The organism is Saccharopolyspora sp. NPDC000995, assembly GCF_053599315.1.
Window position 1 is genome coordinate 1 of record NZ_JBSFLZ010000091.1, and the last position, 14,150, is coordinate 14,150.

16 protein-coding genes and 2 pseudogenes are annotated in these 14,150 nt (G+C 68.0%); 4 read left to right on the plus strand and 14 right to left on the minus strand.

Going from position 1 to position 14,150, the window contains the following annotated elements; all coding sequences use genetic code 11:
• A partial coding sequence (locus ACWDKQ_RS25115) for a transposase domain-containing protein (protein WP_450141212.1) occupies window positions 1–321 on the minus strand: 321 nt, incomplete at its 3' end.
• A gap of 166 nt (window positions 322–487) precedes the next feature.
• Window positions 488–1,018, minus strand: a complete 531-nt coding sequence (locus tag ACWDKQ_RS25120; RefSeq protein ID WP_450141243.1) for an alpha/beta fold hydrolase — start codon at window positions 1,016–1,018, stop codon at window positions 488–490.
• Window positions 1,019–1,391: 373 nt separating this feature from the next.
• On the opposite strand from ACWDKQ_RS25120, the pseudogene ACWDKQ_RS25125 reads away from it, so the two are divergent.
• Window positions 1,392–1,587, plus strand: a pseudogene (locus tag ACWDKQ_RS25125) (enolase); the annotation flags it as partial.
• A 111-nt stretch (window positions 1,588–1,698) separates the two neighbouring features.
• Here ACWDKQ_RS25125 and ACWDKQ_RS25130 read toward each other — a convergent pair.
• A complete protein-coding gene (locus ACWDKQ_RS25130) occupies window positions 1,699–1,911 on the minus strand; it encodes a DUF2277 domain-containing protein (RefSeq protein WP_450141213.1) in 213 nt (70 codons plus the stop codon).
• Between the two features lie 240 nt (window positions 1,912–2,151).
• On the opposite strand from ACWDKQ_RS25130, the gene ACWDKQ_RS25135 reads away from it, so the two are divergent.
• Window positions 2,152–2,730: an HdeD family acid-resistance protein gene (locus tag ACWDKQ_RS25135; RefSeq protein WP_450141214.1), complete on the plus strand. Its 579-nt coding sequence runs from the start codon at window positions 2,152–2,154 to the stop codon at window positions 2,728–2,730.
• A gap of 58 nt (window positions 2,731–2,788) precedes the next feature.
• Here the strand turns inward: ACWDKQ_RS25135 and ACWDKQ_RS25140 are convergent, their stop codons facing one another.
• From ACWDKQ_RS25140 to ACWDKQ_RS25185, 10 genes and pseudogenes are all read right to left on the minus strand, one after another.
• Window positions 2,789–3,442 carry a hypothetical protein gene (locus ACWDKQ_RS25140; RefSeq protein WP_450141215.1) on the minus strand — a complete coding sequence of 218 codons (654 nt, stop codon included), beginning with the start codon at window positions 3,440–3,442 and terminating at the stop codon, window positions 2,789–2,791.
• Between the two features lie 110 nt (window positions 3,443–3,552).
• Window positions 3,553–4,554 (minus strand): TerC/Alx family metal homeostasis membrane protein, encoded by a 1,002-nt coding sequence (locus ACWDKQ_RS25145; RefSeq protein ID WP_450141216.1) that lies wholly within the window; start codon window positions 4,552–4,554, stop codon window positions 3,553–3,555.
• A gap of 181 nt (window positions 4,555–4,735) precedes the next feature.
• Window positions 4,736–5,125, minus strand: a complete 390-nt coding sequence (locus tag ACWDKQ_RS25150) for a hypothetical protein (protein WP_450141217.1) — start codon at window positions 5,123–5,125, stop codon at window positions 4,736–4,738.
• Window positions 5,126–5,362: 237 nt separating this feature from the next.
• Window positions 5,363–6,451, minus strand: a pseudogene (locus tag ACWDKQ_RS25155) (aconitase family protein).
• A gap of 407 nt (window positions 6,452–6,858) precedes the next feature.
• Window positions 6,859–7,794 (minus strand): acyl-CoA desaturase, encoded by a 936-nt coding sequence (locus tag ACWDKQ_RS25160; protein ID WP_450141218.1) that lies wholly within the window; start codon window positions 7,792–7,794, stop codon window positions 6,859–6,861.
• 223 nt (window positions 7,795–8,017) lie between these two features.
• A complete protein-coding gene (locus ACWDKQ_RS25165) occupies window positions 8,018–8,701 on the minus strand; it encodes a GGDEF domain-containing protein (protein ID WP_450141219.1) in 684 nt (227 codons plus the stop codon).
• Between the two features lie 118 nt (window positions 8,702–8,819).
• The gene (locus ACWDKQ_RS25170; protein WP_450141220.1) at window positions 8,820–10,034 is read right to left on the minus strand and encodes an MFS transporter; all 1,215 of its coding nucleotides are present in this window, start codon (window positions 10,032–10,034) and stop codon (window positions 8,820–8,822) included.
• Between the two features lie 121 nt (window positions 10,035–10,155).
• Window positions 10,156–10,437, minus strand: a complete 282-nt coding sequence (gene pqqD / locus ACWDKQ_RS25175; protein WP_450141221.1) for a pyrroloquinoline quinone biosynthesis peptide chaperone PqqD — start codon at window positions 10,435–10,437, stop codon at window positions 10,156–10,158.
• Between the two features lie 216 nt (window positions 10,438–10,653).
• The gene (gene pqqA / locus ACWDKQ_RS25180) at window positions 10,654–10,791 is read right to left on the minus strand and encodes a pyrroloquinoline quinone precursor peptide PqqA (protein WP_450141222.1); all 138 of its coding nucleotides are present in this window, start codon (window positions 10,789–10,791) and stop codon (window positions 10,654–10,656) included.
• Between the two features lie 145 nt (window positions 10,792–10,936).
• Window positions 10,937–11,092 carry a hypothetical protein gene (locus ACWDKQ_RS25185; RefSeq protein WP_450141223.1) on the minus strand — a complete coding sequence of 52 codons (156 nt, stop codon included), beginning with the start codon at window positions 11,090–11,092 and terminating at the stop codon, window positions 10,937–10,939.
• Between the two features lie 664 nt (window positions 11,093–11,756).
• Here ACWDKQ_RS25185 and ACWDKQ_RS25190 point away from each other — a divergent pair.
• The gene (locus tag ACWDKQ_RS25190) at window positions 11,757–12,311 is read left to right on the plus strand and encodes an AfsR/SARP family transcriptional regulator (RefSeq protein WP_450141224.1); all 555 of its coding nucleotides are present in this window, start codon (window positions 11,757–11,759) and stop codon (window positions 12,309–12,311) included.
• Between the two features lie 424 nt (window positions 12,312–12,735).
• On the opposite strand, the gene ACWDKQ_RS25195 is transcribed toward ACWDKQ_RS25190, so the two are convergent.
• Window positions 12,736–13,176 (minus strand): FAD-dependent monooxygenase, encoded by a 441-nt coding sequence (locus ACWDKQ_RS25195; RefSeq protein WP_450141225.1) that lies wholly within the window; start codon window positions 13,174–13,176, stop codon window positions 12,736–12,738.
• 163 nt (window positions 13,177–13,339) lie between these two features.
• Here ACWDKQ_RS25195 and ACWDKQ_RS25200 point away from each other — a divergent pair, with 163 nt between their 5' ends.
• Window positions 13,340–14,149, plus strand: coding sequence for an MBL fold metallo-hydrolase (locus tag ACWDKQ_RS25200; protein WP_450141226.1), 810 nt, complete (start codon window positions 13,340–13,342; stop codon window positions 14,147–14,149).
• Window position 14,150 lies beyond the last annotated feature (1 nt).

The window sequence follows — 14,150 nt, forward strand, 5'->3', positions numbered from 1 at the left end:
GCCACGCAGCAGGTCGAACAGCCACCGCAGCGGTGCCACACCGACGCGGCGGCGGGCCGCAGCCAACGCGGCACCGGTGGGCGCGGCGGTGAGGATGCCTTCCAGCCCGGCGGTCAGCTTGCGCCACACACCCGGATACCCGGCCTCGGGAAACAAACAGGCAGCCGGCAGCAAATACACCACCCGCCGCGACGGCAGATCCCTGATCCGCTGCTGCACCGTCCTGGTCTGTGTCAAGGCCTCGTCGAGGATCTCAAACGGCACCAACTGGGTCAGCTCACCAAGGTGACCGGGCGCGAACCGACCCCCAGCCACCGTCACGGCACGCCTGCTGACAGACTGAATTTCCAACGGAGTTCCTGCTGATCATCGATCTTGGTCGACGCTGTTCTAGCAGGAACTCCGTTCCTTACTTCAGGGCGTACCAATCTTGACCGCGTCGGCCCCTTGACATCAGGCCAAACACCCAAACTTCACGGCCTTGGCACTAGCGCTGGCTCAGTGCGTCGCGCAGTGCGGCCGTGATCACGTCCGGATTGTCGGCGTTCATCAGGTGGCCTGCTCCGGGGATCTCCCGGTACGTGGCGCGGGGGAGGGCTTCGAGGAGGATGTCGGCCGCTTTCCGGGGGCAGAGCGCGTCGTTCTCGCCGCCGATCAACGTCACCGGGCATTTGATCGCGGCCAGTTCCGGGGTCAGCGAGCTTCCGCACAACCCAGCCACCGCGGTTGCCGCATTCGCGTAGCCGCGGCCGTCGCCGATGCTCTCCGCGCGCCGCGCCACCAGATATCGACGTCCAGTGTGGAGCTTGCGAGCATCGTGGCGGTGTCCTGTCGCAGCCCGCCGAGCACCGCCGCGGCGTCTCCGACCTGTTCGGCTCGCCGTTGGTGAAACTCGGCGGCCGCCCGGCCCACCACCGAGGACGTGCCGAGCACGGCGGCGCCGTTGACCAGCTCCGGGCGATGTGCGGCGGCGGAGAGCACCGCCGTGCCGCCCAGCGAGAAGCCACGCACGCCGCAGGACCGGAGACCTCGGCGAGGAAAGCGATTAGGTCGTCGCGCAGCTGGGCCAAGGTTGCGTCCGCGTCGCCGAGCGCGCTGGCACCGTGCCACGCAGGGCGTAGACGTAGGTGTGGTGGTCGATGAAATCGTCCTGCTGGCGCCGCCAACTGCGGTGGTCCTCGGCCAGACCGTGCACCTACACCACGGCCGGGCTGGAACCGCTGGAACCGCTGGAACCGCTGGAACCGCTGGTGCAGCGGTGCGTCTGGATGCCGTTCAGCGCGACCGTCGCGGTCTGCAAGCCAATCAACTCCCGGCGTCGGTTGCCGCCCCCGATTCTGCGGCGCTACGCCTTCCCGGATCCAGTGGCGCACCGCAGTTCCAGGATCGACGCTGCCACCGCGATCAGCATCAAGACCGCCCGTACCGGTTTCACCACCTCGCAGCGCGTGCTGTTCCAGTGCGAGGGGCTGGGCGTGGAAGTGCTGATGGGCAACCAGATTCGACGGGCAGATCGGCATCATGTGCAGCGTCGCCTTCGGCGCCGCCTACTGGCTCACGTCGCAGCGGCCGGGGGAGTTGTCCAACAAGGTCTCCGCGCCCGGCCACCCCGCTGGCCCAGCACCCGTGCGACATCGCCCTGCTCGACTCGGGGCGGTCTCGGAGCCGGTGAGCGATGACGGTGCTCATGCGGCGAAGTTACCGAGAGCCGCGGACCTCCAGTGACGCCAGCAGGGTGGCCGTGGCCTTCTCGACCTCGTCCACCGCCTGCTCGAAAGCGGCCGCGTTGTGTGCGGCGGGTGCGCGGAAACCCGAGATCTTGCGGACGTACTGCAATGCGGCCGCCCGGATGTCACCGTCAGTGACGTCATCGGTGTACGGCGGGCGGAGCGTCTTGATGCTGCGGCACATGAACATTCCCTGGTCGGATTTACCCAGCTCGTACCAGGTCGATGAGCTGCGGACCGAGACGGCTCGGGCGGTGTCCCGGTCATGTTAGCTGCGATGCCCCGTCCGGGAGGCCCGGCGGTGCGCCGAAGGCTGAGGCCGTTGGACCCTGGGGAAGCACCGTGAGGTCGCGCAATCTGAGGACGCCGAACCAGACGAGCCCATTGTGAGATGGTAATGCCCAACACCCACAAGCAGCCCGCTATGACTGCCGCTGAACCGTTGGCCCGGCTCGGGCAGTCCTGGGGTTGGCTACTGACCTTCGGGGTCCTGACCGTGATCGCCGGAATTCTCGTGCTGGTGTGGCCAGGACCGGCGGTCGTCGCTTTGGCGATCATCATCGGAGTGCAGTTGTTGGTCGGAGGGATCTTCTGGTTCGTCGAGGCCGTGAGCGCGCACCAGGAGAATCGCTTCGCCCTCATTCTGCTTGCCGTGCTGGCCATCATCGCTGGTGTGGTCGTGCTGAGGTCGCCTGTTGCCTCCGTCGCGCTGTTCCCGCTCGCTCTGGGTCTGTTCTGGACGATCAGCGGTGTCGTCGAAACCTTGCACGCCATCGTCGCTGCGGACGTCCCGGCGCGGGGATGGGCGATCGCGTCCGGGCTGCTCAGCGTGCTCGCCGGAATCGCCTTGCTGGCCTACCCCGGCCTCGGCCTGGTGACCTTGACCTACATCCTCGGCATCTGGCTGGTGGTGTACGGGGTTGTCGCCGCTGTCCGAGCCGTTCGAGTGCGGCCGTATGCAGCAGCGGCACCCGCAGCGCACGCGGGTCCAGCACCCGCTTAGCCGGAGTTGAGTTCGCCATGAGCAGTCAGAGGAGCCAGCGCTCACCGGAGGGGACGCATCATTGGGCGTCCCCCCGCGCCATAACGAGTTTGGTGCTAGTCGTGGCGGCAGTGGTGCTCGTGCTTGAGAACCGGCAAATCGTCGAGATCAGGGTCTTCGTCCCGTTGATCACGATGCCGATGTGGACGGCGTTGGCCGTAATGCTGGTCGTCGGGATCGTCGTCGGGCTCTTGGTGTCCCGTCCCCGCCGGTGAAGGGAAGCTGTTCGCCGGACACTGGTCGATGTCGGTGACCAGCGCGGTACAGCGACTCTCCTTCTGCCGGCGGCCTGAGCAGGCGGGCTGGCCCGGATGGCCACTGCGTTCAGTTCTGGCCGAGCCACAGATCGGGGCGGAGCCTCGTAGTGGATATTGGCCGCCGGGACGCCGAGTTCGCGCAGTTGGGCGCGCGCGGCGCGCAGGAACGGCAACGGGCCGCACAGGTAGGTCGTGACGCCCTCCGGGATGCTGATCGCGGTGAGGTCGAGCAGGCCGGTCCGGTCTGCTGGCCAGGGACCTTCGGGGGCTACGTACCAGACGTGGGCGGTGGCGTTGGGCAGCTTCTCGACGAGTTGGTCGAGGTCGGCGCGGAATGCGTGGGTGCCTGGTGCCTGGTCGGCGTGTACGGCGATGACCTGGCGCGGTGAGTCGGTGGCCGCCAGGTGGCTGGGCATGCTGATCACCGGTTGAGCAGCCGATGCCGGCGGAGGCGAGCAGGACCGGCCCGTCGCCGGACCGTTGCGCCTGGGGACGGAACCGAAGGTGCCCCTGCGACTGGAGTGCGTCAGCTCTCGGGCGTGGCTTCTTCGACGCGGCGAGCTAGCAGGCTCGTAAGGGTGACGGCCGCGAGGACGAGCACGATCACCACCAGGGACAGGGGGGTGAGGATCTCAGGCACAGCCGGCCAGATTCCGTGGGCCCAGTGCAGCACCAGCTTCGCTCCGATGAAGCCCAGGATGATCGCCAATCCGTGGTCGAGGTGGGTGATCTTGGACAAAGCGGTGCGCAGCACGAAGTACAGGGCGCGCAGTCCGAGCAGGGCGAAGGCGTTGGTGGTGAACACCAGGTATGGGTCACCGGTGATGCCGTAGACGGCGGGCACCGAGTCGACGGCGAACACGACGTCGGTGGCGAACACCGCGACCACCACGACGGCCAGCGAAGTCAGGGCGCGAGGCCCGCCCTCGCGCACCGCGAGGCGAGGTCCGCGGTAGTCATCGGTGACGGGCATCAGCCTGCGCAGGAGCCGCACCGATCGCAGTTGCGAGACGTCGCGGTCGAAGGCAGATCCGGTCAGGGCCTCGTAGAGGACCTTGATCGCGGTGGCGAACAGGATCACGCCGAACACCAGAAAGGCCCAGGCTCCCGCCTGGAGCAGGGCGGCGCCGAGTGCGATGAAGATCCCGCGCAGCACCAGCGCGCCGACGATGCCGTAGAGCAGGACGCGCTGCTGCAGATCGTCGGGTACGGCGAATCCCGCCAGCAGCAGCATGAATACGAACAAGTTGTCCACGGACAGGGATTTCTCCACCACGAACCCCGTGAAGAACTCCAGCGCCGAGGTCCCGCCGAACCCTGCCCACAGGACCAGGGTGAAGACCAGGGGCAGCGCGAGGTAGAACACCGACCAGCACACGGCCTCGCGGAGACCGACCTCGTGAGGGCGGCGGGTGATGGAGAAATCGAGGACCAGCAAACCGAGCAGGAAGGCGATGCTGGCCATCCAGATCCAGGCAGAACCGATCAACGGCTCCGAGGCCGCGGCGGTGACCGAATAGCTGGGCATGACGGCTCCCGAACAGCGCGTGCCGTTCGGGTCTCCTTCGCCCTGCCGTGCGGGCGGCCGACCGGGGACACCGCGGGGTGTCCGTGTTGACCGGTCGAACCTGTCGAAGTATTCCCCCAGGTCAGTATTCGGGGCAAGGCTCCAGGTTGCAAAGGCGATCCCCGTCGCGGTGCTTCGATCACTATGCCTCGGGCTGGCGTCGTGCTCTGAGGTCCCCCGAGGTGTGCAGGTCCACGCTTTCAATCGCGGTCCAGTACCGGACGGCGTCCGTGACGGCCACGGCCAACTCGTCGCTGAGCCTGGCCAGGTGGGTTCCGGCGAGCCTCAGCTTGTCGCCAGGGTGATCGCTGGTCTTGGCCCGCTCAAGATCCTGTTCGTCGAAGCGCCCCACCTGTTCGGCCAGCACGGAGCTCAGTTGGCTGAGCTGGGCGAGCGTGCCCACGATCGCCGAGCCGAAGGCGTGGAGCTCGTTCAAGGACGGCTGCAGGGTCCTGGCCTGCAGGCTCACGGACTCCGCCACAGCGTCCCGCCCGCGGTGCAGCGCTTCCAGGGGATGTTCGTGCTCGGGCATGTGACATGCCTCCTCGGCTGAGTGACGACTCCAGCGGTTGCGTAAGCGGGGAAGACCTGTTCGGAGGCTTCGCTGCCCGGTGGCGCAGGAAGGCGCGGTAACGCTGAAGTACCCGGTTTCGCTGTCCAACTCCCGTGCAAGGCGTCGTCGTGCGGGCGGAGCCGGTTGCGCGGCGGGTAAGGAGGACCGCGTGGGGCAAATTCCGGCCTGTGTGGTGAACGGGGCGATTCAGCGGATTCAGGCACCGGACGCCAGCAGCGGGATCACGCCGCCTGGCACCGCCTCGACCTGTCGAGGCGATAGGCGGTGCCGCACCCGGAAGCTTCGGTTGCGGGTGGTGTTGCGCACGTCGCCCGCCGACAGGCCATCGCGCAGGTCGTCGAGGACGAGGGTGTCGTCACCACCGACCTCTGCGTAGTCGTCGGGATCGGCGAACTCGAGCGGCACGATGCCGAAGTTTGCGAGGTTCTGCCAGTGGATTCGTGCGTAGGACTTCGCGATCACGACTTGCAGTCCGAGGTAGCGAGGTGTGATCGCGGCGTGCTCCCGAGAGGAGCCCTGCCCGTAGTTGCACCCGCCGACCACGATGTGGCCTTCGGGATGGGAGCGGGTGCGGCGAGGGTAGTCGGTGTCGATCCGCGTGAAGGTGTACTCGGCCAGTGCCGGGATGTTGGAACGCTCGGCTCCCATGTTGGCGATGACGTGCCGGTCCATCGCCGAGAGCCCGGCCAACCCGGGGCCGTGGTACGCGATGATGCGGTTGAATCCGCCGGAGACGCCGTGGCGGCGCAGCATCTCCAGCACTACGTCTTTGGCCGAGACCCACGGCGGCAGTTCCCCGGTCAACCGCACGCCCCAGATCTCGGGCATCCGCACTCGCAGGGGGTGACCGGCGATCGCCAGCGCCACTTCCAGGCCTCCGACGCCGATGGCGAGCATCCCCAACGAGCCGGCCGCGCAGGTGTGCGAGTCGGAGCCGACCATGGTCTTGCCGGGGACGCCGAAGCGCTGCATGTGGGTGGGGTGCGAGACGCCGTTGCCGGGCTTGGAGAACCACAGGCCGTAGCGCTGGCTGGCAGACCGGAGGAATTCGTGGTCCTCGGCGTTCTTCTCATCCGCCTGCAGCAAGTTGTGGTCCACTTACTGCACGCTGGTCTCGGTGCGGGCGCGGGTGAGCCCGAGTGCCTCGAGTTCCTGCATGACCGGCGTGCCCGTGGCGTCCTGGGTCAGGGTTTGGTCGATGGTCAGGGCCACCTCAGAGCCCGGTGAGAGGTCGCCGTCGACCAGGTGCGAGGCGATGAGCTTGTGGGCGAGGTTGCGAGCCACGGCGCCTCCTTCCGGCGGTCCACCTGATCCGCATGCGCAGTTAGAGTCCACATAGGATGGAGCGCTCTGGGGTGCACGCACCGGCAGCTCGAACGAGTCATCCCCTGCGGTCAAGCGCTTCTGTCATGTCGGGTCCTTCGGCCTGCGCTGACGCGCCAGGACTGCGCCATTAGCATGCGCTACCTGTTTACTGGTATGGCCTACCCGACGAATTCGCCGAGCAAACGGCAGTTCCGCTGCAGATCGCGCAAAGCGTTTCTTCGTTGCCAGCGCAGGAGAGTCGAATGGCCTTGCCAGCCGCGGAATCGATGTGGACGGAGTCGCGGCGACGCCGCAGTGGGTGCGAGTCAGCGGTTCCTTCTGCGCATCAGGATGCCCTCAGGTCTCCGGCGGTCCTGGATGTCGTCTCAGCCGTCGACGGACAACCGGGCGAGGCGCCGGGCCGTTGGCCATCGGACGTGGGTGACCCAACCAAACTTCTCGAAGATCCGTATCAGGCGCGCAGAGATGTCGATTTGGCCAGGTCGGACGCCGTGCCGAGCGCAGGTCGGGTCGGCGTGGTGCAGGTTGTGCCACGACTCGCCCATGCTCAGCAGGGCGAGCGGCCAGAAGTTGGCCGCCTTGTCGCGGCTGCGGAACGGGCGCTCCCCGAATATGTGGCAGATCGAGTTCACCGACCAGGTCACGTGGTGCAGGAAGGCGACGCGGACCAACCCGGCCCAGAAGAAGGACGTCGCGGCACCCCACCAGGTGCCGGTGATCAGGCCGCCGCACAACGCGGGCAGCGCGAGCGTGGCCCCGGTCAGCGGCCCAAACAACCGGTGCACCAGCCGGATGTCGGGGTCGGCCAGCAGATCGGGTGCGAACCGCTGCTGATTCGTCAGATCCCGCTCGAAGATCCAGCCCATGTGCGCGTGCCAGAACCCCCGCGCCAACGCGACGGGAGACGTGCCGAACGCCCACGGCGAGTGCGGATCGCCCTCCCGGTCGGAGAACGCGTGGTGCCTGCGATGATCTGCGACCCAGTGCAGGATCGGTCCCTGGACCGCCATGCTGCCCGCGACCGCGAGTGCGATGCGCATCCAGCGCTTGGCGCGGAACGCGCCGTGCGTGAAGTAGCGGTGGTAGCCGACCGTCACGCCGAGGATGGTGAACACGTACCAGCCGGCGGCGAGCAGCGCATCCCACCAGTGCAAGCCCCACCCCCACACCAGCGGCACAGCCGCGATCAAGGCCAGGAACGGCACGAGGATGAACGCGTAGACCGACAGGTGCGGGGCCAGCGGCCTGCGTCCGGCCAGCAGCGGTTGGGGATTCGACCTGGACACGTCGCTGGCGACCATCGCAGCAGAAACCTCGAATCCGCCTAGTCGGAAGCGCTGCCACCACCAACCGGGAGGCAGCCGTTCACCCACCACACAACCGGCAAGGGGCACGAAGAGCAACGAACCGCCCGGCAAGCATTGGTGAACGTGAGTGAAGAGCTTGGTGTCGAGAGACTTCTGCAGGTCGTGGACGGCCCGGCGTCACCCCGGAGCTAGCCCGAATCCCCTCATGAACGTGCGGTCAGGTCGCTGCTGGAGGAAGGGCCGGGTTGCTTTCGACCTCGACCCTGTTGCGGTCGGCGTGCTTCGCCCGGTAGAGGGCTCGGTCGGCGGCGGCGAATAGGGGGTCGAAATGGATGGGGCCGGCGGGGACGCCCGACGCTGATGGTCGGCGGTCGGGTTCTCGGGCCCAGTTGCGGCGTCCAGTCGTGGGTTTCCACCGCGGCGCGGCGCGGATGCGCTCGGCCACCTCCGGACCGTCGGGGTCGGGATCCGGTTCCCGGTCGGCGAGCAGTACGACGAACTCGTCGCCCGCCCATCGGCAGACAAGGTCGTCGGAGCGGCATTCTCGCCATAGCAGTTGGGCCAACTCCTGCAAGTCGGCGTCGCCCGTGGTGTGGCCCGCGGCGTCGTTGATCTCCTTGAAGTTGTCGATGTCCATCACGACCAGCCACCGCACCGCGATCTGATCGGCAGCCGAGGCCCGGTGCTCCACACCGCGCCGGTCGAGCAGGCCGGCAGCGGGTCCCGGCACGCGTCCTGCTGCGCGGCGGACTCCTGGCGCTGCGCCTGGATGGCCGTCGCAGCGTTGCTCCAGGGCCTGACCGAGCCCGATCTGCAGGACGCGCCTCGCCGTTTCGCTGGCGCCGACCAGGCTGCGCAGCGCGGCGGCCTCGCCGACGGGGTCGTCCAGCTCTCGGCTCACGAACCCTGCTCCCGGATGCGAGGCGGAGCGCTCTGCAAGCGCGATTGCGACGATGTACATCGCAATTTTGAGTGCAGAAAGGCCCTGGTGCTATGGATGGCGAGACGCTGGCGTGGGATCACATCGCCTGCGAGGACCGTCTGGGGCTGAAACCGCTCGCTGCTGCCGTGAGCAGCAGCGCGGCCCCGATGAAGTAGACGGCGGTGATGCCGAGCCAGTCGGCGAGCACGCCGCCCAGGAGGAGGCTGACCAACCTGCCGGTTTGGAACAGCGCGTCGAATCCGGCGAAGACGCGACCTCGCGCTGCCTCGCCGGTGTGGATTTGTACGAGACTGGTGAAGGTTATGGTGCCGGTCGACGTGCTCAGCCCGTAGATCAGCAGCACCGCAGCCGCCAACAGGGGCCACGTCGTCAGGGCCAGCAGTACGTTGACCAAGCCGCGAACACCGTATGCGGCGAAGACGATGCTCGGCCGGACCGGGCCACGCACGATCCGGGTCAGCAGGGCGGGGCCGGCGAGGGCGCCGACGGCGATGGTGGCCAAGAGCCAGCCGAAACCCTGCGGGCCCAGACCGAGCCGTTCCCGGACGAGGACGACGAGCAGGGCGCTGGTGGCTCCGGCCGACAGCGCGGCAAGCAACTGCGCCGTGGCTAGTGACCGCAGCAGCCGGTCGGCGACGAGCAGTCGCACGCCGTCGAGGGCGTCGCGCACCCAGCCCTGCGAGGTCGTGCCGACGCGGTGGCTGGGAACCGTCAAGCCGGTGAGCAGCATGGCGCTGATGGCGAACGATGCGGCGTTGACCCAGAACGCGGCGGCGTAACCGGCCACGGCGGCGAGCGCGCCGGCCAGCGGTGCGAGCGCGATTTGGGCGACGATCGCGGTGGTCCAGATGCCGGAGTTGGCGGCGACGAGTTCGCGTTCGCCGACCAACGCGGGTAGCAGGCTGTTGGCTGCGGGGTTGAAGAACACCGAGGCAGCCGAGAGCGCGAACGCGATCGCATAGACCGCTCCCAGGTGGGTACCGACCAGAGGCAGCAACGCGGCGAGGGTCATGCGGACGAGATCGGCTGCGATCATGATCCGGCGTCGAGGCAAACGATCGACCACGACGCCGGCCACGGGAGCGAACAGCAGCACTGGCACGACATCGGCGATCACCACTCCGGCCACGCCCAGACCCGAGCCCGTGCGGTCCAGGACCAGCAGGAGCAGCGTCACCCCGGCCAGGATGTCCCCGGCGCGCGAGATCACCGCAGCGGCCCACCACCTCCGGTAGACGGGCCGCCCGAGCAACTCCCGCACCGTGGTCCGGCCCGGTTCTGCCGCTGGCACAGCTGTCCTCCCGCATCTTCCCGACGATGTGAGGGCAGGACCTGTTGTTCAGGAGGCCGGATTGAGCGGGTTGGGGCAGCACGGGTAGTGGGCACGTGCATGGGCCCGGAGCCCGGACGGGTCAGTCACCGTCGAGTACCACCCACCGCTTGGCGACGAGGCGGGCGAGGAAGTTCGCCACATCGTCGTCGGTCACGTGTTCGTAGCGGTCGCGCAGCTTCTCCACGATCTCGGCGACCGTGCGCCGTCCGTCGCACAGGTGCAGGGTGGTCGCGCCGGTCAAGTTCAGCACCGTCGCAGATTCGGGCACCTGCAACATGTACTGCTTCCGCGCCCGGTCGAAGCCCAAACGCACGTGCGAGGCCAACTTGGGCTGGCTCCATGGTTGTAGTGCTGTGCTCATCGCCGTCTCAGTTCATTCGGTCCGGAAAGCTCGGTCTGCCGACCTGCATCGGCGACCAGGTTTCTCGCGGTGGTCTGCTCGTCGACGCAGGGGCCACTGCTGGTGTTCGGTGCTCGCTGGATGTCGGCAAGGCCGGGCCGGAGTTCTCGCGACATGGGCGCCGGCCTCCGCGACCGACGCCCATGTGGCGAGCGCTGTCGGTGCTACCGACCGCCGTTAATCCTCCATCCGCGAGACATACATCGTCACTTCGGACGCACACGCGAGTTCTTCGAAGTCCGGGGCTTCCCAGTCGACTACATCGAACTTCGGGGGCTCCCATTCAAGAGTCGTCCGAGCGGTAACGGATTCCATGGTCGGCACCTCCGCTCTGCGGATTTCACCGTTTTGCAGGGGAGCTCCCGCCTGCGGGCAGGCGGGAGCTCCGTGATGGATAAGGGCCGGTTTGCGGGCTGAAAGCTGTGGTTAGCCGGATGAGGTTGGTGGTGTCAGGGCGCGATCAGCAGCCCCAGCCGCCCCAGCCCCAGCCGCCCCAGCCCCAGCCGCCCCAGCCCCAGCCGCTGCGGCCCCAGCCGCCCCAGCCCCAGCCGCCCCAGCCTCCGCCGTGGCCGCCCCAACCGCCGCCGCGGGAGCTGAAAATCGTGCTGATCTTCATCGTGATCCCTCATCTTTTCAGAAGGGTTCAACGATTTTCGTTGGACCTTCGGATTGTTGCTTTGCAACCGACAACGCCAGCGTCGTTCCGAAATGCGTCAGCCCGGGATGGTCGGGAATGGGCACTCGGAATCGGATGGCCCGAACAGCCGTGTCACCGACTGCTCCGCATCGTGTTGCACTTGCAACCATAGAGTTCAAGGGTGGTCCCGACAGGGGACTTTCGTCCTCGGCACGATCTGTAGTTAGTTGGTTGCGCTACGTATTCGGTGTCGCGCCGAGACCGCTGCTTCAGGCTTGCCGCAACGCTGCGGCGAAAGCCAACGTGCCGGTCACGAAATCGCGCGCCAAGAGCATCCACTGTGGAATGTGCTTCCTGGCGGGACCTGCGCGCGATTTCTAGCTGTCAGCGACGGTTGTGCGGGTAGCTGACAGCCGAGGTAATCTGCGGCCGCCTGTGCGGTTGCCGTGGTCCGGCGTGCGCGAGAATTGCAGGGTGCTGTCCGGGATTCTGGGGTCGGTGGAGGTGCGTGGCGCCGACGGGTCGGTTCACGGCCTGGACGCGACGCGGACGCGAGCTCTGCTGGCGTTGCTGCTGCTCGACGGCCTCTACGGTCAGCAACCGCCGAACGACGCTAGCAACGCGTTGCAGGCGCAGGTGCCGGTTGCGCCGGAAGCTCCGCGACACAGGCTCCACGGGGGCCGTCGAGTTCCACGCGGCGGGATATCGGCTGGTCGTCGACCCGGACGAGGTCGACGCACACCGCTTCACCCGGCTCACCGAGACCGCGCGGCAGGCCAGCACGCCCGCCGATCGGGGCGCGCTGCTGGACGAGGCGATCGCGCTCTGGCGTGGCCCGGCACTGGTGGACCTCGCGGGCAAGCCGTTCGCGGCGCAGCAGATCGCGCGGCTGGACGAATCGCGGTTGACCGCGATCGAGGACCGGGCCGAGGCGAAGCTGGCGCTCGGCAAAGCCGACGTCGCTGAGCTGAGGGCCGAGTCGACCGCCCATCCGCTGCGCGAGCGGCTGCGCGGCCTGCTCATGCGCGCACTGCACGCAGCGGGCCGCAACGCCGAGGCATTGGCGGAGTTCGCCTCCGTCCGGCAGATTCTGCGGACTACCAGTGGGCGATGGCCTTGGCCCGCGCCACCGGTTTCCCGTCCGTGCTGGCAGCAGCTCGGCTCGGTCTTGGCGAAATCGCCCGCCTGCGCGCCGTAACCGGCGTCGCCAAGCAGGGCGATGCGGGCCCCGGGTGAAGCGGTCCAGGTGGATCTGGGCGATCGGGTCGAAGTAAAAGTCCGACGCCGCCCACATCGCATCCAGGGTCTCCGGCGCCCGTCAGCCCATGCCGTGGTAGATGTCGGCGACCAGCTTCTTCTGCTGCGCGATGCCGTGGCGGTCGTAGTCCAACTCGGGGGAGGCGAACACGACGAGCCGGGGCTGATCATCCGTCCAGGCTCGTTGTACATCCGGATCTCGCCCGGCGTCCGAAGGTCCTCGGGAACGCTGAACCCGGCGACGTAGTGGCCCAGGAACCGCCGGAACCTCGCTTCGTCGCCGAAGACCAGCGCCCGCACGCCGGAGTGCAGGCCGTCGGCGCCGACGATGAAGTCGAAGGTGCGCGGTTCGGCGCCTTCGAACGTCACCCGGACCCCGTCGGCGGACTCGGCCAGCGAGGTGATCCAGTCGCCGAAGACGGACTCGGTGCTGTCGCTGGTCCGGTCGTGGAGGATGCGGGCGAGGTCACCGCGCAAGATCTCGACCTCGCCGCCCGCGAACTCCGCGGGCAGCGACACCTGCGGGCAGCGACACCTGCGGGCAGCGACACCTGCGGGCGACCGGCGCCGTCGATCACCACCATCCTGGTGCGTTCGGTCTGCTGGCGGCGCACCTCGTCGAGGATGCCCATGCGGCGCAGGACCGTCATGCGCGCGGTGCCGCGGAAGTCGGCGGCCTGGCCGCCGTCGCGCAGCTCCGGGGTGCGCTCGACGACCGTCGGCTGGAAACCGTATCGGCGCAGCCAGTACGCCAGCGCCGGTCCGGCGATACCGGCCCCGGAGATGAGAACGGTCTTGTTGTGCATCGTTGCTCCTATCTCGGCTTCCGTTCTTGACGCGAACGAGCTTCGGCAACGGCGCTGACGGGCCGCTGACGGGTGCTTTTCCGAGTCGAGCGGCGGGCACTGCGCGGTAATGTGGAGGCCGCGCGTTGCTCGCGTGCGTGGGACGAAGGGACCGCGAACGACCATGACCGCCTCGACGATGCCGATCTGCGCCACCTGCGGCATGCAGTACGCCCGGCCGCGGCCGGACTGCCCGGTTTGCGAGGACGAGCGCCAGTACGTGGCGCCGGGCGGTCAGCAGTGGACGGACCTCGCGAGCGTGCGCTCCGACGAGCGCACCGCGCTGATCCGCGAACAGGGCGAGGTGCTCGGGGTCGGCTGCGAGCCGCGGTTCGCCATCGGCCAGCGCGCGCTGTTGCTGCGCACCGACGCGGGCAACGTGCTCTGGGACTGCGTGTCCTATTTGGATGATGAAATTATCAACACCATCAACGAGCTCGGCGGTTTGATCGGCATTGCGATCAGCCACCCGCATTACTACACCACGATGGTGGAGTGGGCCCGCGCCTTCGACGTACCGGTGCATCTGCACGCCAACGACCAGCAGTGGATCGGCCGCCCGGACCCCTCGATCCGGCTGTGGGAGGGCACGACCAGTGAGCTCGCGCCCGGCCTAACGCTGATCAACCTCGGTGTGCACTTCGCCGGCGGCACGGTGCTGCATTGGGGCCGCGGCGACGGGGCGCTGTTCACCGGCGACATCGTGCAGGTCATCCCGGATCGCACGCACGTGGCCTTCATGTACAGCTACCCGAACCTGATCCCGGAACGCCCGAGCGTCGTCCGCCGCGCCGCGCAGCTGCTCGAGCCCTACCGCTTCGACGCGCTCTACGGGGCTTGGTGGGATGCGGTGATCCCCACTGAGGCGCACGGCATAGTCCGGCGCTCCGCCGCCCGCTACCTCCGCTACGCCCTGGAGGACGTGGAGAGCTGAG